Source organism: Kribbella antibiotica (assembly GCF_004349055.1).
Taxonomy (GTDB): Bacteria; Actinomycetota; Actinomycetes; order Propionibacteriales; family Kribbellaceae; genus Kribbella; species Kribbella antibiotica.
On the sequence record NZ_SMKX01000116.1, the window covers coordinates 1 to 20,419 of the forward strand.

The window sequence follows — 20,419 nt, forward strand, 5'->3', positions numbered from 1 at the left end:
GGGGGTTAGGAGGGTGGCTGTACCCGTGGCGGCTGCGAGGGTGAGGGTTTCCACGGTCATGCGGGTGGTGCTGAAGAGGGCTGCGCCGGCGCCGCCTCGGTGGGCGGGGACGTGTTGGAGGGCTTGGCCGTCGGGGACGCCTTCGGTGAGGCCTAGGGAGATACCTAGGAGGGCGGTGCCGATGAAGAGGGCCGGTGGCGCGTCGGTTAGTTGGAGGGCTACGGCGGTGGCGACGCAGGTGAGGAGCGCTGTGATCACCAGGGGTGCGGCCCAGCGGCGGGCTATGCGGGCGGCGAGTAGCGGCAGGAGGGTTGAGGGGATGGTGAGGAGGCTGAGGAGCAGACCGACTTGGCCGGGGCCTAGGTCGGCGCCGAGTTGCGGCAGGACGGTTAGGCCGACCACTAGGACTCCCATGAAGGCGCCGGTTCCGAGTGCATAGGCCCGGTACGCCGGGATGCGCAGCAGGTCGAGTGGGATCGCAGGATCCGCCGTACGGCGTTCTACTCGGACGAGTACTGCGGTTCCACCAGCCGCCGCGATGAGCAGGACAAGAGTCGCCCAGACGGGCAGGGCGAAACCGAAGGCGGTCACGGCGGCAGCGATCGTGAGACCGAAGATGACCGCACCGGCCAGGTCGAACTCCGGAGGGAGATCGCGAGTGCGGAGACTCGGCAGGCCGATGGAGAGTACGACGGCGAGACCTGCAACCGCGGCGGGTACGACGAAGACCATGGGCCAGCCGCCGAGCGCCATCAGGCCTTGGGCGGCGAAAGGTCCGAGGGCGAGGCTGGTGCCCAGTACGGCGCCGACATAGCCGTACACGCGATGTCGATCCTCAGGCGGATAGACGGCGAGCACCATCGCCGAACCGCCGGCCGCACACATCGCCGCGCCAACCCCCGCCAGCACTCGAAGGGCAACGAGCGCGCCAAGGTCGGGTGCGAAAGCCGACAACACTCCAGCGACAGCAACGACAACGTTGCCTAAAGCAAAGAACTTCGTGCGGGAGGTGCGGTCGGCCAGAACACCGGCGAGCAAAAGCGCAGCGGCGAAGAGACCGTTGTAGCCGACAACAATCCAGGGGCCGAGGGCATCGTTCCCTGGCAAGTCAGCGGTCGCTGCGGGGATAACGGCGGTCGAGCCGGTGATCGCGAGCGGGAAGACCGCAGTGGACACGAGGTCGGCGACAAGAATGCGCCGACGATGACGAACAGACAGTTGAAACACGGGTATGCGCTCCGGAAGGAAGACAGATTCCGAGCGCCACAACGGGCGCTCCCGACGGATGGTCAGGAGCGACGGCGAGTTCTGGTTGCTATGCGCCGCCGCTCATGAGCGACGGCGCACCGTGTCTGTCTTGGGCACGCAGCGAGGGTAGCAACCGGGCGGGTCGGGAGGCACAGGGTTTACCAAAGCGAGCCGGTGGCGTCCCAATGCCCACTCGGGCGGTCGTCGGTGAACGGCACCAGCCACGCGATCGGCACGGTGAGCGTCTGCACCCGCGGCAGCACGATCGGCGTACCGTCCGGCATCCGCAGATTGCCGACGATCTCGTACTCCCCCTCCGGCAACCCCAGCTCCCGGCACTGCTCAACCGTCAAGGTGACCGCGGTCGTCGGGCTCAGCACCGACCGAATCCCTTCGGCCTCGCTCGCCTCCAACGCGGTCACCGTCAGCGGAAAAGTCGCCCCACGCAGGGCACCGAACGTCAGCCGATGGTCCGCCTCCAGCACATGCGGCACCTCGACCAGATATGTCGTACCGACCTCAACCTCACCGTTGAGCACCCCACCAGGCTCCGTGCTTCACACCCGATTTGTCCAGCGACTGATCACCGACCGGGCAGGCGGGTGGTGATCTCCTGGAGGATCCAGGTGTTGTTGTCGGGGTCGGGGAAGGTGGCTCGGGTGGCGTAGCTGGCGCGGTCGGGGTCCAGGCCGGGGACGAAGCCGTCGGGTCCGCGGTGGAAGTAGTCGGTGACTGCGGCACCGGCGGCGACCAGGGCTTCACGGGCGGTGACGATGTCCTCGACGACCAGGTAGGCGGTCGACGAGCCGGGCGCCGCAGGGGTGATCCCGGCACCGAACTGGACCGAGGTGGCCGAGCCGGGCGGGGTCAGTTGGACTACGCCGGGCGGGGTGACGTCAAGGCGCCAGCCGAGGCCTACGTAGAAGTCGCGGGAAGCGTCGACATCGGTGACCGGGATGATCAGGGCCTCGATGCGCTGTTCAAAAGTGCTCATGCAGCCAAGATCACGGGTACGACGGCCTGCTCGCACCAGGGAAAGTCACTGGTCAGCACTGTGGCCGAGGCCACGATAGTTGCGTTTCGCCACGATCTCCGGAATGGTCGAAGGGCAACCCCTGTGATCCCCTAGTAGAAAACCGGAGGCGCGCCGAAGCGAGGCGTGATTCAGTTGTGGCGATCGATATCGACAGCCAGCAAGTAAACCCTGACCACGCAAACGAGCATCCCGCGCTCGCGGCACCACCGCCACCAGGCAGTCGAAGTACCAACTCAGGCATCGACCGGATCGTGTTCGGTGTCACTGCGGTGATCGCTTTGGCCTTTGTGGTCTGGGGATTCGTCGGTGCCGCCAGTCTCGGTACGGCGTCCACTTCCGCGCTGACGTGGGTCGAGACGAACACGGGCTGGCTGTTTGTTCTGCTCGCCTCGGGATTCGTGGTCTACGTGATCTGGCTGGCCGCGGGGAAGTACGGGCGGATTCCGCTCGGGGCAGATGACGAGGAGCCGGAGTTCAAGACGGTCTCGTGGGTCGCGATGATGTTCAGCGCGGGCATGGGGATCGGGCTCATGTTCTACGGCGTGAGCGAGCCGTTGTCGCACTTCATGAAGCCGCCTCCGGGGACGGTCGAGGGCGGCACCGACGCGGCGCTGCAGACTGCGATGGCGACGACGCTGTTCCACTGGACGCTGCACCCGTGGGCGATCTACGCGGTCGTCGGCATAGCGATTGCCTACGGCACCTTTCGGCGCGGGCGTTCGCAGCTGATCAGCTCGGCCTTCGCGCCGCTGCTCGGCAAGCGGACCGAAGGACCGATCGGCAAGGTGATCGACAGCTTGGCGATCTTCGCGACATTGTTCGGTTCGGCGGCTTCGCTGGGGCTCGGTGCGCTGCAGATCGGCTCGGGCGTGCGGATCCTGGGGTGGCTCGACAAGACCGGAAACGCCGTACTGGTGGGAGTGATCGCCGTACTGACTGCGGCTTTTGTTGCCTCGGCCGTGTCCGGTGTTGCCAAGGGCATCCAATGGTTGTCGAACATCAACATGGTGCTGGCGGTTGTGCTCGCGGCGTTCGTGTTCGTGGTCGGGCCGACGGTGCTGATCCTCAACCTGGTGCCGACCGCGATCGGTGACTACCTGCGGGACATCGCCGACATGGCGGCGCGCACCGAGGCGAGTGGCGGCGACACGATGGCCACCTGGCTGTCCAGCTGGACGGTCTTCTACTGGGCTTGGTGGATCTCGTGGACGCCGTTCGTCGGCATGTTCATCGCGCGGATCAGCCGCGGGCGGACGATCCGGCAGTTCGTCACCGGCGTTCTGCTGGTGCCGTCGATGGTCAGCCTGGTTTGGTTCTGCATCTTCGGTGGTGCCGCGATCGACACCCAGCGCAGCGGCGTCGACATTGCCGGCCAGTCCACCAGCGAGGGCCAGCTCTTCGGCCTGCTCGACCATTACCCGCTGGCATCCGTCACCACGATTCTGGTCGTCGTACTGGTCGCGATCTTCTTCGTCTCCGGCGCCGACGCGGCCTCGATCGTGATGGGCACCTTGTCGCAGCGCGGTGCCATCGAGCCGCGCAAACCGGTCGTGATCTTCTGGGGTGTCCTCACCGGAGCAGTCGCCGCAGTCATGCTGCTGGTTGGCGGAGGCGGCGCAAAAGCCTTGCAGGGCTTGCAGAATCTGACCATCGTCGCCGCGCTCCCGTTCGCGCTCGTCATGGTCGGGCTAGCCGTCGCCCTGGCCAAGGACCTCCGCACCGATCCACTCGTGCTGCGTAAGACGATCGGCTCCGAAGCAATGGAAGCGGCCGTCATCGAGGGCGTCACCACCCACGGCGACGCCTTCTCCCTCGTCGTCACCGGCAACGGCGAAGATCCGCCGGTCAGGAAGGACTGACCGTCCGGGTCACGACCCAGCGGTGCGGGGAGATCGGCCGGGTGCGCTCGAACCCGTGGAGCTCGAAGGCCGCCATCGGGCCGGTATGCAGGAACGAGCCGGAGACTTTGCGGTCGTCGGTCTCCTCGGGATAGCCCTCGACCACGCCCCCGCCGTACTGAGCGATCTGGTCGAGAGCCCCGGCTAGAGCGGCGTTGGCGACACCGCGGCCACGGTGGCCTTTGCCGGTGAAGAAGCAGGTGATGCGCCAGTCCGGCAGGGTGGTCAGGCCCTTGTCGTACAGGCGTTTGCTCTTGATCTCGGGGAGCTCGTCGGGGGTGCCGAACTGGCACCAGCCGACGCATTCGTCGCCGTCGAAGACCAGGGCGTTGTGGGTCGTGCCGTCATGGGCGCGGCGCTCTTTCTCCGCGCGGTTCTCGGCGGCCGTGCGGCCTTTGAGTTTCAGGTGGAAGCCGACACACCAGCAGCCGCCCCACACTCCGTTGTTCGCCTCGACCAGCGCCGCGAACGCCGGCCAGGTTGCGGCATCCAGCGGCCGCACGCTGAGCTCGATCATTCAGTCAGTATGGCCGCACCAACCGACAAGTCTGAGCGTGTACGTCGCGTAAGTCGCCTTGAGATCCTCGATCGAGCGCTGCCGACCCATCCAGTTCTGGACCTCGGCGGCGAAACCGGCGGACGGGTCGTCGAGGCGGCCCTGTGGGCGATACCAGACCGCCAGGCGGATCCCGAAGCCGGCGATCGCCGCGATGGCCGTCCACGGATCGGGGCAGTCGAAGACGCCCCGGTCGTTGCCGCGGTCGATGACGGCCCGCATCAGGTCGATCGCCTCCTTGCGGCTGGCGGCGACGTGGTGCAGCGCGCTCTCCGTGAGCATGCCGAAGTCGTTGTGCGCGATCGTCGCGAACAGCGGGTAGGTCGTGTGGAACTCGACGTTCGCATGGGTGAGCGCGGCCAGCTGCGCGGCCGGATCCGGCCCAGCCTCGAGCAGACCGGCCCGCATCCGGTCCCGGATCTGCTCGTTGGCGAGGAACACCAACTCGCTGAACAGCTCCGCCTTCGAGGCGTACTTCGCATACAAGGAGCTCGGCTGCACCCCGAGATGCGCGGTCAGGTCGCGGACGGAGACGCCGTGATAGCCCCGGGCCGCGAACAGCTCGACCGCGGCCGCCAGCAGCCGCCCCTTCGCACCATCCGCCACGAGCTGCGGCGGGAGCAGTGAATCCATCTCACCTTCCTTAGAACGATCGATCCACAAGCTATCAGAATATGCGCTTGACACTGACGTGATAGACACGCAGAGTGATGTAACGCTCGTTCCAATGGAGGTCGGGATGCAGACGACGGCAGGGATCTGGTGGGAGAGCACTGGCGAGGGTGAGCCGGTGCTCCTGATCAACGGGTTGGGGTCGTGTTCGGCATCGTGGTTCCGGGTGCTGCCGGCGCTGCGCGACTACCGAGTCATCACGTTCGACAACCGCGGCGTCGGGCGAACCGGTCATCGCCCAGAGCCCTTCGATCTCGCGACGCTGGCTTCCGACGCGATCGCCGTACTGGATGCCGCTGGGGTCACGCGGGCCCACGTGCTCGGACTAAGCATGGGCGGGCTGATTGCGCAGGAGTTCGCCCTCAGCCACCCCGATCGGGTCAGTTCGCTCATGCTGGTCAGTACCCATGCCGGAATCCCACACCTGACCGTTGCAGCCTCGGCCGTCGCCACCATGGCCGCTCTACCGCCCGGCGAACGCAGCCGGGCCCTCGCTCCGCTTCTGTACGTCGATCAGACGCCAGCGGCCGAGATTGCGCGCGACGAGGAGGTGGCGAGCGCGATCCCGACCACGTCGGAAGGGCTTCGGAGCCAGTTGGTGGCCGCTGCGCCTTGGGACCGGTACGCCGATCTGCACCAACTCGCCGTACCGGTCCTGGTTCTGCATGGGCGCGAGGACCGCCTGGTCCCACTGTCAGCAGGCGAGAAATTGGCCGCCGCAATCCCGCACTCCGAACTGGTCGTCGTGGAAACCGCCGGGCACCGTCTCTTCACCGACCAGACCACCACCGCCATGGACGCCATCGCCGACTTCCTCGCCCGGGCCGCCTGACATGCCCGCCACCAAGCCACAGCGCACCGAAGCCATCGGCATCTGCGGCGCCTACCGAGTCCTCGGCGCCGCCCGCAACACCCCGCTCCCGCCCACCCGGCCAGCGCACGACAGCCACGCCTTGAGCACCGATCAGTCACCTGCCAACCGTCGAAACGACTGAGCCGTACTCAAGGCCGCACGCCTGATCCAGCCTTGAGCACCGATCAGTCGCTTTCCGGGCCGATCGGTGACTGAACCGTGCTCAAAGGTGTCTTAGTTCCGGAACCGGCGGGGGGATGTGCATGCGCATTCCGGCGCGTAGGGTCGGCGGCTAGTAAGCGCTTTCCGGGTTGGATGCTGGGAGGATTTGTGAGGCGAAGTCTTGGGGTGGCGGTTACGGTCGCGGCGTTGGGGGCCGGGCTGCTGACGGCTGGAGCGCCGGCGAACGCTGGGCGGCCGGAGCGGGGGGCGGTGGTCAGTGGGAGTTACTCGAGTGGGTCGGCTCAGACTTGGCAGCCGTTGCCGTCGGCTTATGTGGGCAACGATCGCGGTACGACGCCGGATGCGACTGTGGTCGTGGACCCGAGCACGTTGCGGCAGAAGTACAGCGGGGTCGGGTTCTCGCTGGACGAGACCAGCGTTTCGAATCTGTGGAAGCTGACGCCGGCCGAGCGGGATCGCGCGATCCGGCTGCTGGTCGATCCGAAGAACGGCGCGGGGCTGGATCGGTTCCGGCTGACGATCGGTAGCCCGGACCTGATCGAGCATCTGCCGTTCTGGTCGTACGACGAGCTTCCGGCCGGTGTCACCGAGGACTTCGGGCTCAAGTATTTCTCGATCAAGCGGGACATCGACACGCACATCGTGGACACGGTGAAGCTGATCCAGCGCTACAACCCGAAGGCGACCTTCTTCGCTTCGGCGTGGAGTGCGCCGGCATGGATGAAGACCAACAACCGGTTCACCGGTGAGGTCGCGCTCAAGCCAGGCAGCACGTCGTTCTACCAGGTGGGCAAGCTGCGCGACGACTGTATCGACGTCTTCGCGCGCTACTACGTGAAGTACATCCAGGCTTTCGCCAAGCAGGGCATCAAGGTCGACGCGCTGACGCTGCTCAACGAGCCGGGGATCGACGTCGTCTACCCGGCAATGGACATCAGCGTCGAGCAGCAGCAGAAGCTCGCCGTCGCGATCAAGCACGAGGTACGGCGCGCGGGTCTGTCGACGCAGCTCTACGTGCACGACTTCAACTTCTGGGACTGGCGCGATCCGAACAGCACCGCGACCAAGAACTACCACCGGATCTTCGACGACCCGGCCACGAAGAAGGCGAGTGACGCGATCGCGTTCCACCCGTACTGGGGCGACCCGACCGTCATGCGCGATGCCTATGAGCAGACCGGCAAGCCGGTGCACATGACCGAGACCAGCGACCTGAACCCGGCCACGATCCTGAACTACTTCCGGCTGGACGCATCGTCGTACGTGATGTGGGCGCAGACGACCGACCAGGACGGCGGCACGCTGCACTGGACGCCGTCGAGGGACAACAACGTCGACTGGGCCGAGGTCGGTCGCACGACGAAGTGGCCGAACCGCCTGGTCAAGGTCGACACCACGGCTCGCACCTTCACCGTGCGGGACGAGCTCTACGCGATGGGCCAGTTCGCCAAGTACCTGACCCCCGACCACACGCGCGTCGAATCCGGTACGACGGCCAACGGGATCAGCAACGTGGTCTTCAAGGACCGCGGGAACAACTTCGTGGCGATCGTCGGAAACTCCAACGCGACGTCGAGTCAGGTTCGCATCCAGCTGGCCGGAGAGTCGTTCACCGTCACGGTTCCGGCCAAGTCGTTCGCCACGTATCGCTGGCACGGCGATGTCCCGTCGCAGCACGGAAACCACGCGCCGGTGCTGAACGACGTACCGGATGTCACTGCCGACCAGTACGGCGCGACGCAGGTCCAGCTGACTGCGACCGATCGGGACCGGGACAAGCTCTCGTACTACGCGACTGACCTTCCTGCCGGTGTCAGCCTGGACGCACAGACCGGGCTGCTCACCTTGAAGCCGACGACCGCCGGCGCGCAGAACGTGAAGGTGCGAGTCACCGATGGCGCGGCCAAGGACGAGACGACGATCAAGATCACCGTTCGGCCGCACGGTACGCCGGTCGGTCAGAACATCGAGGCGGAGTCGTACGTCGCGCAGAGTGGCTGGACCGAGGGCGGCGCGAACTTCGTCGAGTCGAACCCGTCGGCCAGCGGTGGAAAGAACATCGGCTGGACCGATACCGGCAAGTGGCTGCAGTACCGGGTCGACCTGGCCAAGGCCGCCACCTACAACCTCGAGCTCCGCGTGGCCAACGGCACCGCGGCAACCGCTCCGGACGCAATCTCGATCCGGGACGCAGCAGGCGCCGTACTGGCGAAGGTCTCGGTGCCGGCGACCGGTGGATGGGCGACATACCAGTCGATCAGCACCCAGATCGCTTTGCCTGCAGGGGATCAGAACATCACGGTCTTCTGCGAGAGCGGTGGCTTCAACCTGGACTACTTGAAGCTCACCGAATGAGACGGAGGTGGGGAGGAGCCGGCGGGGCTCCTTCCCACCTCACCTCAGCTCAGCCGAAGGGGTTGAACGGGATCCCGCTCGGCTTGGACGCGTTCAGCAGGTTGCGGAAGCGGTCGTCCTTGTCGGTGATCTTGATGGTGGCCGAACCGAAGTTCGCGTTCATCAAGGTGTCGCGCAGGCCCGCGCTCGGGTAGCCGTCCCAGCCGACCAGCGGCGGGTAACGCCAGTTGTGGTAGTGATTCTCCGGCGGCTCGTCATTGTTGTTGGCGAGCCGGTAGAAGTGCGTGCTGGCACCGTCTTTGTGGTAAACGATCTTCGGGTGCGAACCGTCGAACCGCACCTGTGAGCGCGTGTAGGTGACCTGGCTCGAGTGCTGGGTCGTGGTCACGTACTCGACCTGGTTGGACGACTGGTTGATCCACGAGATGACGTGTTCCCAGTCGTGCCGGTGGCCGCCGAGGCCGCTGCCGGCCACGGCCTGATCCTTCTCGAAGTAGCCCGCGTAGACGACTGCACACCAGCCGTTGTTGCACTTCGAGCGTGCGTAGGTCTGGGAGTTGTCGAGGTCGGACTGATCGCGGCAACTGCCGTTGACCGCGCCGGTCGTGTTGAGGCCTGCATTCAAGGTGCCGTCGGCACCGATCGCCGGGACTTGGTAGCACCCGTCACCGTCGTAGTCGAAGGCCGGCGAGAAGGACTGCTCGTAACCGTTCGCGTTCTGCGGGAGGCTCGGCGGCGGCGCTGCATAGGCGGCGACCGTGGTGGCCACCAGCAGCGTCGCCGTACCGATCGCAACACCGACGAATCGTCGGCGAGCGCGGGAATGATCTGTCATCGTCACTCCTTCGGGGCGGAAGAACAACGTTCCTGACGATGACAGGTCATCCCCATGTGCGTACATACTTCATCAGCGAAAAAATGAGGGAACTTCAGGCATACGCGTCGAACGGGATGCCACTTGGTTTGGACACATTGAGCAGGTAACGGAACCGGTCGTCCTTGTCGGTGATCTTGATGGTTGCCGAGCCGAAGTCGGCGTTCATCAAGGTGTCCCGCAGACCGGTGCTCGGCCAGCCGTCCCAACCGACGATCGGCGGGTAGCGCCAGTTGTGGTAGTGATTCTCCGGCGGTTCGTCGTTCGCATTGGCGATCCGGAAGAAGTGCGTACCGGGTCCGTCCTTGTGGAACACGACCTTCGGGTGCGAGCCGTCGAAACGGACCTGCGACCGCGGGTAGGTCACCTGACTCGAGTGCTGCGTCGTGGTCACGTACTCAACCTGATTGCTGGCCTGGTTGACCCACGAGATCACGTGCTCGAAGTCGTGCCGGTGACCGCCGAGACCACTGCCGTCGACGGCTTGATCCTTCTCGAAGTAACTGGCGTAGATCACCGCACACCAGCCGTTGTTGCACTTCGTGCGCGCGTAGGTCTGGGAGTTGTCGAGATCGGACTGGTCGTGGCAGTTGCCGTTGACGGCACCGGTCGTGTTCAGGCCGGGATTGAGGGTCCCGGCCGGGCTGATCGCCGCGACCGGATAACAACCGTCACCGTCGTAGTCGTAGGCGGGCGAGAAGGACTGCTCGTAGCCGCCGGCGTTCTGCGGCAGGGTCGGAAGCTGGTCGGCGTACGCCGTGACCGCGGTGCTCACCAGAAGCATCGCGGTCGCGGCCAGTACGCCGACGGTGCGAGGGAGGGGAACTGTCATGGTCGCTCCTTCAGGCGGATGACAACGCCAGCGAACCGTGACAGATCCACCCCACTCTGGTAAATACTTCACTCAATAAAGTTTTTAGAAACCAGAGTTCCCCGCACCCCGGTTCAGCGTGAAGCCGAGGGTGTTGTTCAGGCCGCCCGACGAGGCTCCGCTCACCGTGACGTAGTTGAAGGTGCCGCTGCCGGCAACCTGTACGTCGATGCCGTACGTGCCGGTGTTCTGGACCTTGACGTGGTCGAAGGTGATGTTGCTGACCGTCTTCTGCCAGGTCATCAGGATCCCCTGATAGGTGCTGTCGATGATGTCCACGTCCTTGATCAGGATCGGGGCCGTGATCTCGCGCGCCTCGGCGTAGATCCACAGTCCGCCCTGGCTGCTGTTCCAGTCGGTGTTGAAGCCACCGGCCCGGGTGATCGTGTTGCGCTGTACGACGGTCGTTCCGCTGAAGGGCTGAGCGGAGTGCCAGGTGCTCAACGTGATCCCCGCGGCCGTGTACACCGTGTCGGACAACAGGTTGTCCTCGATCCGGTTGTTCGCGCCGCCGTAGATCGCGGCGGTGTTGGCCAGGGCCGGAAGCGTTGCTGTGTTGAAGGTGAAGGCACAGTCGGAGACCGCACTGTTGAAGGACCACATCGCCATCGCGTCATCACCGGTGTTCCGGAACACGCTCTGGTCGACCCGGGTGTTGCGGACCGGGCTGCCGTCACCGCTGAAGGTGTTCAGATTGAGGCCGTCGGCAAACATGTCGCGGACCCGGACGCCCACGATGTAGAGCCCGTTGGTGCCGCTGTTCGCCCAGATCCCGGTCTTCGAGTGTTCGATCCAGACGTTGTGGATCAACGAGCCGGTCCCGAAGTTGCCCTCGATCGCCGAGTCGGTGGTGACTGATCCATCGGGGTCGCGGTAGCGAACATCCGCGGCCAAGGTGAAGTCGGCCAGCTGCACGTTGTTGCCAGTGGCAAAAAACCCACCGCGTCCGGCATTACCGCGGACGCTCGAGTACCACATGCCCGCGCCGCGGATGGTGACGTTGTCGAGGTTTACCCGAGCGGTCAGATCGAACGTGCCAGCAGGGATCCAGAGCGTCTTACCGGCCGACTTCGCCGCCGCGATCGCCGAGTTGAAAGCGGCCGTGTCATCGCCACCACCAGACACTGCGCCGTACGACGTCAGGTCCACCGAGTTCGCGGGGATCGTGTACGCCGAGGCGGCAACCTCGGTGTCGATCAAGTCGATCGTGATCGGGGTCGACGTGTCGTTCTGCAGTCGCAGAACAGTCCCGGCAGCGTACGACGGGAGCGTCGTACGGGCTTCGTCGTAGAACCGGTGGCCGCCGCCGAGACCGGGGTCGTTCGGGAACGGGTAGTTGCCGTAGACCCAGCTGTACGCCGAAGTCAGCGACAGGTCCTTGACCTTCGAACCGCCGGTGTAGATGCCCAGTGGCGCCGTAATCCCAGTGCCTGCTGCGTTGTCGGGGATCGAGTAGCGAACGACGATCGAGTTGGTCGGCTTGGTCAGCGTGAAGTCGACGTACTTACCGGCGTTGTCGAGGCGCACGGCGCGACGGCCGGAGGACTCCGAAGCGACGGTTCGGTAGGTGCGGTCCGGACCGATCTGTACGCCGTTGGTCGCGGCGTTCTCTGCTTCGTACTCGGTGTACGAAACCGTGGCGCCGCGGGCGGCCAGGCTGGCCGATCCGGCGACTGCCAGGTCGTCGAGCTCGACGTTTCCGCTGTCGCCGCTGTCGTACTGGTAGCCGATCAGGTTAAGGCCGGCTCGCAGGGTGAGGGACTGCTGGACGGTCGCCCAGCCGCTGGTTGCGGGGAGCGAGATCTGACCGGCTTTGATGCCGTTCGCGTAGGTGCTGAGGGTCTTGGTGCTGCCGGATGAGTTGTTGTAGCGGAGGGTTGTGGTTGCCGCGCCGGCCGCGGTGACGTTGACGGTGCGGATCGCGCGGGCGCCGACTGTGGTGAAACCGGTGACGTAGCCGCTGCCGGCGTAGCCAGCGATTGAGGTGCCGGCTGTGGTGCCACCGGACAGGAAGGAGTTCTCGAGGGCGGGACCACCCGATGGCGGGGGCTCGGTGGCGTCGGACACGGTGAGGCTGTCCACGTTCACATTGCCGGAGTCGGTGGTGTCGAAGCGGTACGCGATGGTGTTGCTGCCGGCCACGAGAGCGACTGCTTCGGAGGCGGTTCCCCAGGTGTCCCAGTTCGCTGTCGCCGGGAGGGTGACCTGGCGCAAGCGAGTGCCCGCGACATACAGGGACAGCGTCATCGAGGTGCCGGTGCCGTTGGCGTAGCGCAGGGCCAGGCTCTTCGAGCCTGCGGTTGCCGTGACGGCATAGGTGATGGCGGCGTTGCCCTTGTTGGCGTCAGTGAGGCCGCCTACAAAACCGCTACCCGTGTAGCCGGGGTGATCCGATTGGGCGACCGCTCCACCAGAGAGGCTCGCCGATTCGGCTTCGTAGACACCGGTTGCGGGTGCGGGTGCGGAGTCGACGACTACGCGGTCCAGGTTGACGTTGCCGGAATCGGTGCTGTCGAACCGGTAAGAGATGCTGCCGGCAGCGAGAGTGACGGACTCGACTGTGGTGCCCCAGGTGTCCCAATTGGCGGTGGGCTGAGTCAGCCCTTGACGGCACCTTGAAGGGCACCTGTCTTGAGGAAGAAACGCTGGAACACTGCGAACAGCACCACCGGGATCACCGTGGAGATCGCCAGCGCGGCAAGGAAGACGTCGAGTTCGACGAACCGTTGCAGCGCGGGCAGCCGGACCGACAGCGGTTGCAGATCGGGATCCGGGAGGACGAGCATCGGCCAGAGGAAGTCCTTCCAGGCCGCGATGATCGCGAACACCGAGACCACCCCGAGGATCGGCCGGGACATCGGCAGCACCACCGACCAGAACAGCCGGAACGGGCCGGCGCCGTCGACCCGCGCGGCCTCGAACACCTCCCGGGGCAGGTTGTCGAAGAAGCGCTGCACCAGCAGGATGTTGAAGGCATTCGCCCCGGCCGGCAACCAGACCGCCCAGAACGAGTTGATCAGCGAGACCTTCAGCAACGGCGGGTCGACGATCGTGAGGTACAGCGGCACCAATAGCACCACGGAGGGGACGAACAGCGTCGCGAGGACGACGCCCGTGATCACCTTCCCGTAGCGCGGTCGCAGTACGGACAAGGCGAAGCCTGCTGTCGTTGCCACCAGCAACTGCACCAGCCAGGAGCCGGCCGCGAGAGCGACCGTGTTCAGGAAGTACTTGTCCACCTCGACGCGGGTCCAGGCGGTGGCCAGGTTGGCCCAGTCCATGCCGTGCGGCCACAGTGCCAGGGGTGACCGCAGCGTGTCCTGCGTCGGCGTGATGGCCGCCTTCGCCAGCCACAGCATCGGACCGAGCCCGATCACGAACAACAGCACCAGCAGTACGGCGTGCACCCCGCGGGTCGTCCGCCGGACGCCCGGGCGAAGCCATTCGCTCGGCGAGATGATGCCCCGGCTCATGACTTGCTCCAACCACGGGTGACCCGGAAGTAGATGGCAGACAGGACTCCCAGCACGACGGCCAGCATGATGCTCAGCGCAGTCGCCATCCCGTACTCCCCGCCCAGACTGTTCGCGAACGCGTAGTCGTAGATCAGCAGCAACAACGTCGTGGTCGAGTTCGCCGGGCCGCCGCCGGTGAAGAGGAACGGCTCCAGGAAGACCTGCGCCGTACCGACGATCTGCAGGATGAACGTGACCAGCAGGATGCCGCGCAACTGCGGCAACGTGATGTGCCAGACCTTCCGCCAGATCGACGCCCGGTCGATCTCGGCAGCCTCATACAGATCGGTCGACACCCCGGTGAGCGCAGCCAGGTAGATGATCACCGTGCCGCCTGCCGCCGCCCAGGTCGCTTCCAAAACGAGCGATGGCATCGCGATGGCCGAGTCCTGCAGCCAGGAGATCGGACCAATCCCCACCGCGCCGAGGATTGTGTTGAACACTCCGCTCGGGCTGGCGTCGTAGAAGAACTTCCACAGCAGTACGGCGACCACCGGCGGGATGACCACCGGCAGGTACGCGAGCGCGCTGTACAGCCCCTTGAACCGGCGGACCTCGCTCATCACAACCGCTGCCAGCAACGGCACCGGGTATCCGAAGAGCAGCGCGAGGAACGCGAAGTACAGGGTGTTCTTGATTGCCGTCCAGAGCAGCGGATCAGCCAGGACGTCCCGGAAGTTCTGCAGCCCGACGAAGGTGGACGGCGTGACCAGGTTCGTCTCCTGGAAACTCATCAGGACTGCCCGCCCGATCGGGATCCAGGAGAAGATCCCGAAGACGAGCAGCAGCGGCAGCAGGAACACCAGCGTGCTCAGTCCGCCACCACGGATGCGAGAGTTCATGGATCAGTTCCGGTCCAGCAGGGCCTGGGCCTCGGCATCGGCGTTCTTCAGCAGCTTGGCGATATCGGCGTCCTTGTTGGTCAGCACCGACTGCACCACCGGGTCGAGCAGTTTGTAGACCTCCTGCGTCGACCGCACCGGCTCGGTCACCAGCTGCTGGTCGAACATCTTGTCCGTGTACGGCTTGAACTGCTCCAGCGGCACGTTCACGTACGACTTCACCCAGCCGAGAGACTCGTCGTACGTCGCCCGGTCGAAGACCGGCAGTTGCGGAGCGCCGACCGGTTGCTTCGAGGCCGCCGTGGTCTTCGCGTCCAGCGCGGCGGCGTCCTTGTCGGTCAGCTTGTTCAGGTAGAAGAAGTCGATCCACTTCACTGCAGCGGCTTGAACTGCTGCGTTGGCCTTCGCGCTCACCGTGGCGAGCGTTCCGCCACCCAGTACGCCGGCCTCCGGCTTGCCCGCTAGCGGGAGAACGGTCACCCCGTAGTCAGCGGGCTTCAGCGCGTTCTGCGTGACCAGCGAGCCGTAGTTGCCGCCACCAGACACATACATGCCGACCTGGCCAGAGGCGAACGCCTGGTTGATGCCGCCCCAGTCGTAGAGGAAGTTCGAGCCCATGCTGTTGTCGCTCCAGCGCAGGTCCTTCAGCCACTGCAGCACCGAGGTGAGCTCCGGCGTGTCCAGCTCCGCAGTCGCCTTGTCAGCCTCGATCTTCTCGGTCCGACCACCGTACGCGTAGTCCAGCGTGGTCAGAATCCAGCCACCGGTGTTGTCCGTGGTCAGCTGCGCATAACCAGCCTTGCCGGTCTTCTCGGCGATCTGCTTGGCAGCGGCCCGTACGTCGTCCCACGTGGCCGGCGGCTTGTCCGGGTCGAGCCCGGCCTGCTTGAACAGCGCCCGGTTGTAGTGCAAAGCCTGCCCGTACGCCGCGATCGGGACGGCCCACATCTTGCCGTCCTCGGCCTGTCCGGCCTTGGCCACGTTCTCGTTGAACTTGGTTGCGTACGGCAACGCGGAGACCAGCCCGCTGATATCGGCGATCTGCTTGCGCTCGATCAGCCCGCGGCCGTCGGTGAACGGGACCGTGAACACATCCGGCAGCGTGCCACCAGCAAGCTGCGCGGTGAACGTGGTCGCCGTCCAGTTGTACTCCTGCGGAGCGATATCGATCCCCGGGTTCGCCTTCTCGAACTGGGCAACCCGCTCGTCGAACGCCGCGATCGCGCCCTTGTCGAGGCCGGGATCCCGGGCGACCTTGAGGGTCACCGGGCCGTCTGCCTTGGGCTCCTCAGTCGAACTGGAGCACGCGGTCAGTGCAGTGGCGAGCGCAATTGCCAACGCCAGTGGCTTGAGAGTCTTCATGATCATTCTCCTTGCAGCCGCAGCCACGCTGCGGTGTCGGTGGGCAGATCGCCCGTCAGGGGAGCGCTGGAGAGCAGCACGGTCGAGCCGGCCGGCAACGGCCGAGGGGCGCCGAAGTTCACCAGGCAGAGCACGTCGCCGCGCGTGAAGGCGAGCAAATCCTCGCTGTCCAACGGATGCCAGGCGAACACCTCACCCAGCTCCTTGCGCGCGGCAAGCATCGAGCGGTACAGCTTGAGCATCGAATCCGGGTCTCCGTCCTGGGCCTCAACCGACCGCGAGCCCCAGTCCGCCGGTTGTGGCAGCCACGGACCGAAGCCGTGCGAGTTGAACCCGAACGTCGAACCAATAGTTGTCCAGGGCAACGGGACTCGGCAACCGTCGCGTCCGGGGTCAGTCCCTTCGGAGCGGTAGAAGATCGGATCCTGCAGGGCGGCGGTCGGCAGATCTTCCACCTCGGGAAGACCGAGTTCGTCGCCTTGGTAGATGTAGAGCGAGCCAGGCAGCGCACCCGTGAGCAGCGCCGCGGCCCGCGCCCGGCGGTTGCCGAGTTCAAGATCGGTCGGTACGCCGAAACGCTTGTTGTCAAAGGCGAATGACGTATCCGAGCGGCCGTAGCGCGTGACCGGTCGGGTCACGTCGTGGTTCGACAGGACCCAGGTGGCCGGGGCATCGACCGGTGCGTGGGCTGCGAGCGTCGTACGGATGGAGTCCCGGAGTGCAGCGGACTCCCACGGCCGGCCCATCAGGTCGAAGTTGAACGCGGTGTGCAGCTCGTCGGGGCGCAGGTAGCGGGCGAACCGCTCCTGATCCGCGAGCCAGATCTCGCCGACGAGCATCCGCGGCGGATCGTAGGAGTCGGCGACCGTGCGCCAGCCGGCGTAGATCTCATGCAGGCCGTCGCGATCGACGAACGGATGCTCTTCCGTCGTCCCCAGGTCGGGGAACAAAGGGTCCTTGACCGGCATCGTCGCGCTGTCGATGCGAACCCCGGCCACCCCGCGGTCGAACCAGAACCGCAGCACCTCTTCGTGCTCCCGCCGTACGTCGGGATGGTTCCAGTTCAGGTCGGGTTGTTCGGGGGTGAACAGGTGCAGGTACCACTCCCCCGGCGTCCCGTCCGGGTTCTTCGTGCGGGTCCAGGTCTCGCCGGAGAAGCTGGAGATCCAGTTCGTCGGCAGCTCCTCGCCACCGCGGAACCAGAACCGCTCGCGCTCCGGTGAACCAGGCTCGGCGGCAAGAGCAGCCTTGAACCACTCGTGCTCACTGGAGACATGGTTCGGGACGATGTCGATGATCGTGCGGATACCCAGGGCGGTGGCGTCCGCGATCAGCCGCTCGGCCTCCTCGACGGTTCCGAAGGCCGGGTCGATCGTGCGGTAGTCCGCCACGTCGTACCCACCGTCGGCCAGCGGCGAGAGGTACCACGGGGTGAACCAGAGAGCGTCGACGCCAAGCTCTTGCAGGTATTTCAGGCGCGATCGCACCCCGGCCAGGTCGCCGGTGCCGTCTCCGTTCCCGTCCGCGAAACTGCGCGGATAGACCTGGTAAATCACCGCATCTCGCCACCACTGGTCCATCCGGATTCCCCTTTGTTCGTGCTAGGTTTAGCGCTCCACCTTCACCGGAAGGTAATCTCCGGGAAACGAAACTGTCAACAGTTCGAGGGAGGCCGCATGCGGGTCACGCTGAAGGACATCGCGGACGAAGCGGGCGTGAGCATCATGACGGTGTCGAACGTCGTGAACGGCAATCGCGCCCGGGTCTCCGCGGACACGATCGAGCGGATCCAGCGCATCGTCGCCGACCGCGGCTACGTGCCGAGCGCGTCGGCGCGCAGCCTGGCCGCGAAGTCGTCCCGGATGATCGGGCTGCTGGTCCCGGCCGCCGACGAGGACAGCCTGATGATCAGCCCGCACAACGTCGCGATCCTCGGCCAGATCGAGCGCCAGCTCCGAAAGAGCGGCTATCACCTGCTGCTGCGTGGGATCGCGCAGCCGAGTGAGGTCGGCGAGGCGCTGAAGTCCTGGAGTCTCGACGGCGCGGTGCTGCTCAACTTCTTCGACGAGGACATCGACCGGCTCACACCAGGTGCCGTAGGCAACGTTTCGCTACTCGCCGTCGACAGCTACTCGGACAATCCCCTGACCACTGGTGTCCGCTCCGACGACTACACCGGCGCTCTGCTCGCGGCGCGGCACCTGCTCGGCCTCGGTCATCGCGAGATCGTCTTCGCCAGTCCCGCGATCACCGGCGTCGGCGTTGTGCATCAGCGCTACAAGGGCTTCCGCGCCGCGTTCGCCGAGGCCGATCTCACCTGGACCGAGCGCCTGGTCACGATCGAGACCGCGACCCACACCACCGGCCGCGAGGTCGGCCGCCGCATCCCCACCGAGCACCCGGACGCCACCGCCGTCTTCGCCACGGCCGACATACTGGCCATCGGCATCATGGAGGGCTTGGCCGACAGCGGTCACGCCGTGCCCGATCAGCTCTCAGTCGTCGGCTTCGACAACCTGGACCTGAGCGAATACGTGACGCCCAAACTCACCACGGTCGCACAGGACATCCCTCAGAAGGCTGCCCTCGCGGTGGAACGCCTGCTGGCCAGCATCGAGAAGCAGGAACACCCTGACTCTCCCATCACCCTCGACGTACAGCTGATCGAGCGCAGTTCGACCGGACCCGTACGGCGCTGAGTCAGTGGATGACGCGGTCGACGCGGTCGACGCGCTGGCCGTGGCGGTCAAAGAGGTAGACCCGATCCAGGTCGACCGCGAAACTGACCTGGTCGCCCGCGACATGCGGCGTACTGGAGTGCAGCTCGACCACGAGGTCGGCGCGGCGGTGCGTCGGAGCCGAGGTCTCGGCCATCGCCATCTCGGCGAAGCTGCGGCGATTCCAGAAGCCGGACCGCTTGGTCGCCCGGCCGGCCCGGCGCCAGAACGACCGCCGGGAGTGACTATGGAGGCGTTCGGCCTTCTGGCGGCCGATCAGGTCAGGGTTGACCATCTCGATCCCCGCTTCGACGTACGCGATCCACTGGTGACCGTGGTATTCGAGCGTGCGCAGCTTGCCGGACAGGCGGTTCATCGATTCACCGTCGAGAGTGAGCGCGTCACTGCGGACGCCGATGATGATCTCCTCGCCACCGCGGCGGAGCAGGAGCGTCGTACGGCGGTCGTCCGGGTCGAGGTGGAGCGCCTGGCCGCCGCCCAGCACCAGGCTGACCTGGCCGTTGTCGGCCCGGACCGAGCTGGACAGCAGGTTGATCCGCGGGACGCCGAGGAACCCAGCGGTGAAGGCAGTGGCCGGATCGTCGAAGACCTCGGCCGGCGTCCCGACGTCCTCCAGCCGGCCGTCGCGCATGACCGCGATCCGGTCAGCCAGCGTCAGCGCCTCGACCTGGTCGTGCGTGACGTAGACGGTCGTGATGCCCAGGTCGCGGGTCATCGCGCCGATCTCCTGCCGGAGCTCGGTGCGCATCGCGGAGTCCAGGTTCGACAGCGGTTCGTCCATCAGGAACGCCGAGGGCTGGCGCACGATCGCGCGCCCGATCGCCACTCGCTGGCGCTGACCACCGGACAGCGTTTGCGGTAAGCGGTTCAGCGTCTGCTGGATGCCCAGGATGCCGGCCAGCTGGTGGGCCTTCTCGTTGGCTTCCTCGGGTTTCTCGCCGGCCATCTGCAGCGGGAAGGTGATGTTCCCGCGCACCGTCTTGTTCGGGTAGAGCGCGCCGTTCTGGAAGACCATCGCGACGCCGCGGTCCCCGGGCGCCATCCAGTTCGCGAGCTCGCCGGCGAAGTACAGCTCGCCGGCAGTGATCTCCTCCAGCCCGGCCATCATCCGCAGCACGGTCGACTTGCCGCACCCCGACGGACCGAGCAGGACCATGAACTCTCCGTCGGCCACCGTCAGCGACAACTTGCTGACGGCAAGGTGTTCCCCGTCGTACGACTTCGTGATCGAGTCGAGGCGGATCGAACTCATCGACGGGACTCCAGGGGGCGCTCAGAGGATTAAGTAGGGCGGCAACTTAACAAGGGCCTAACGTATAGCCGAGCCTCCACCCACTGTCCAGAGCAAAGCAAGCGATTCACCGCTAACACTCCGTTCTGGAACGGCGCCGAAACCCTCCGTATTCGAGCCGAGAC

At 65.8% G+C, this 20,419-nt stretch carries 17 protein-coding genes; 4 read left to right on the forward strand and 13 right to left on the reverse strand.

Features of this window, described 5'->3' with window-relative positions:
• The 3 genes from E1263_RS30230 to E1263_RS30240 form a co-directional block, all read right to left on the reverse strand.
• Window positions 1–1,176: MFS transporter (locus E1263_RS30230; protein ID WP_202869124.1), on the reverse strand; the 1,176-nt coding region annotated here is incomplete at its 3' end.
• Window positions 1,177–1,406: 230 nt separating this feature from the next.
• Window positions 1,407–1,787 carry a hypothetical protein gene (locus E1263_RS30235; RefSeq protein WP_132173524.1) on the reverse strand — a complete coding sequence of 127 codons (381 nt, stop codon included), beginning with the start codon at window positions 1,785–1,787 and terminating at the stop codon, window positions 1,407–1,409.
• 44 nt (window positions 1,788–1,831) lie between these two features.
• Window positions 1,832–2,242, reverse strand: a complete 411-nt coding sequence (locus tag E1263_RS30240) for a VOC family protein (RefSeq protein ID WP_132173526.1) — start codon at window positions 2,240–2,242, stop codon at window positions 1,832–1,834.
• A gap of 176 nt (window positions 2,243–2,418) precedes the next feature.
• On the opposite strand from E1263_RS30240, the gene E1263_RS30245 reads away from it, so the two are divergent.
• Window positions 2,419–4,143, forward strand: coding sequence for a BCCT family transporter (locus E1263_RS30245; RefSeq protein WP_132173528.1), 1,725 nt, complete (start codon window positions 2,419–2,421; stop codon window positions 4,141–4,143).
• On the opposite strand, the gene E1263_RS30250 is transcribed toward E1263_RS30245, so the two are convergent.
• Both E1263_RS30250 and E1263_RS30255 read right to left on the reverse strand, forming a co-directional pair.
• Complete coding sequence (locus tag E1263_RS30250) at window positions 4,130–4,699, reverse strand: GNAT family N-acetyltransferase (RefSeq protein ID WP_132173530.1); 570 nt, start codon at window positions 4,697–4,699, stop codon at window positions 4,130–4,132. The genes E1263_RS30245 and E1263_RS30250 overlap by 14 nt on opposite strands.
• Window positions 4,700–5,371 carry a TetR/AcrR family transcriptional regulator gene (locus tag E1263_RS30255; RefSeq protein WP_132173532.1) on the reverse strand — a complete coding sequence of 224 codons (672 nt, stop codon included), beginning with the start codon at window positions 5,369–5,371 and terminating at the stop codon, window positions 4,700–4,702.
• A gap of 106 nt (window positions 5,372–5,477) precedes the next feature.
• On the opposite strand from E1263_RS30255, the gene E1263_RS30260 reads away from it, so the two are divergent.
• Window positions 5,478–6,242 carry an alpha/beta fold hydrolase gene (locus tag E1263_RS30260; protein ID WP_165956794.1) on the forward strand — a complete coding sequence of 255 codons (765 nt, stop codon included), beginning with the start codon at window positions 5,478–5,480 and terminating at the stop codon, window positions 6,240–6,242.
• A 369-nt stretch (window positions 6,243–6,611) separates the two neighbouring features.
• Window positions 6,612–8,801: a carbohydrate-binding protein gene (locus E1263_RS30265; RefSeq protein WP_202869125.1), complete on the forward strand. Its 2,190-nt coding sequence runs from the start codon at window positions 6,612–6,614 to the stop codon at window positions 8,799–8,801.
• 49 nt (window positions 8,802–8,850) lie between these two features.
• Here the strand turns inward: E1263_RS30265 and E1263_RS30270 are convergent, their stop codons facing one another.
• From E1263_RS30270 to E1263_RS30295, 7 genes are all read right to left on the reverse strand, one after another.
• The gene (locus tag E1263_RS30270; RefSeq protein ID WP_202869126.1) at window positions 8,851–9,636 is read right to left on the reverse strand and encodes an NPP1 family protein; all 786 of its coding nucleotides are present in this window, start codon (window positions 9,634–9,636) and stop codon (window positions 8,851–8,853) included.
• A gap of 94 nt (window positions 9,637–9,730) precedes the next feature.
• Window positions 9,731–10,507 (reverse strand): NPP1 family protein, encoded by a 777-nt coding sequence (locus E1263_RS30275; RefSeq protein ID WP_132173540.1) that lies wholly within the window; start codon window positions 10,505–10,507, stop codon window positions 9,731–9,733.
• Between the two features lie 84 nt (window positions 10,508–10,591).
• Window positions 10,592–13,147, reverse strand: coding sequence for a carbohydrate-binding protein (locus tag E1263_RS30280; RefSeq protein ID WP_238161658.1), 2,556 nt, complete (start codon window positions 13,145–13,147; stop codon window positions 10,592–10,594).
• Window positions 13,144–14,019 (reverse strand): carbohydrate ABC transporter permease, encoded by an 876-nt coding sequence (locus E1263_RS42910; RefSeq protein ID WP_165956795.1) that lies wholly within the window; start codon window positions 14,017–14,019, stop codon window positions 13,144–13,146. Before E1263_RS42910 ends, E1263_RS30280 begins: the two co-directional genes overlap by 4 nt.
• Window positions 14,016–14,903: a carbohydrate ABC transporter permease gene (locus E1263_RS30285; RefSeq protein WP_202869127.1), complete on the reverse strand. Its 888-nt coding sequence runs from the start codon at window positions 14,901–14,903 to the stop codon at window positions 14,016–14,018. The genes E1263_RS42910 and E1263_RS30285 overlap by 4 nt, the downstream gene beginning before the upstream one ends.
• A gap of 3 nt (window positions 14,904–14,906) precedes the next feature.
• Window positions 14,907–16,265: an ABC transporter substrate-binding protein gene (locus tag E1263_RS30290; protein ID WP_132173544.1), complete on the reverse strand. Its 1,359-nt coding sequence runs from the start codon at window positions 16,263–16,265 to the stop codon at window positions 14,907–14,909.
• A 2-nt stretch (window positions 16,266–16,267) separates the two neighbouring features.
• A complete protein-coding gene (locus E1263_RS30295) occupies window positions 16,268–17,845 on the reverse strand; it encodes a glycoside hydrolase family 13 protein (protein ID WP_132173546.1) in 1,578 nt (525 codons plus the stop codon).
• A 96-nt stretch (window positions 17,846–17,941) separates the two neighbouring features.
• On the opposite strand from E1263_RS30295, the gene E1263_RS30300 reads away from it, so the two are divergent.
• Window positions 17,942–18,964 carry a LacI family DNA-binding transcriptional regulator gene (locus E1263_RS30300; protein ID WP_132173548.1) on the forward strand — a complete coding sequence of 341 codons (1,023 nt, stop codon included), beginning with the start codon at window positions 17,942–17,944 and terminating at the stop codon, window positions 18,962–18,964.
• Window position 18,965: 1 nt separating this feature from the next.
• Here the strand turns inward: E1263_RS30300 and E1263_RS30305 are convergent, their stop codons facing one another.
• A complete protein-coding gene (locus E1263_RS30305; RefSeq protein WP_132173550.1) occupies window positions 18,966–20,255 on the reverse strand; it encodes an ABC transporter ATP-binding protein in 1,290 nt (429 codons plus the stop codon).
• Window positions 20,256–20,419 lie beyond the last annotated feature (164 nt).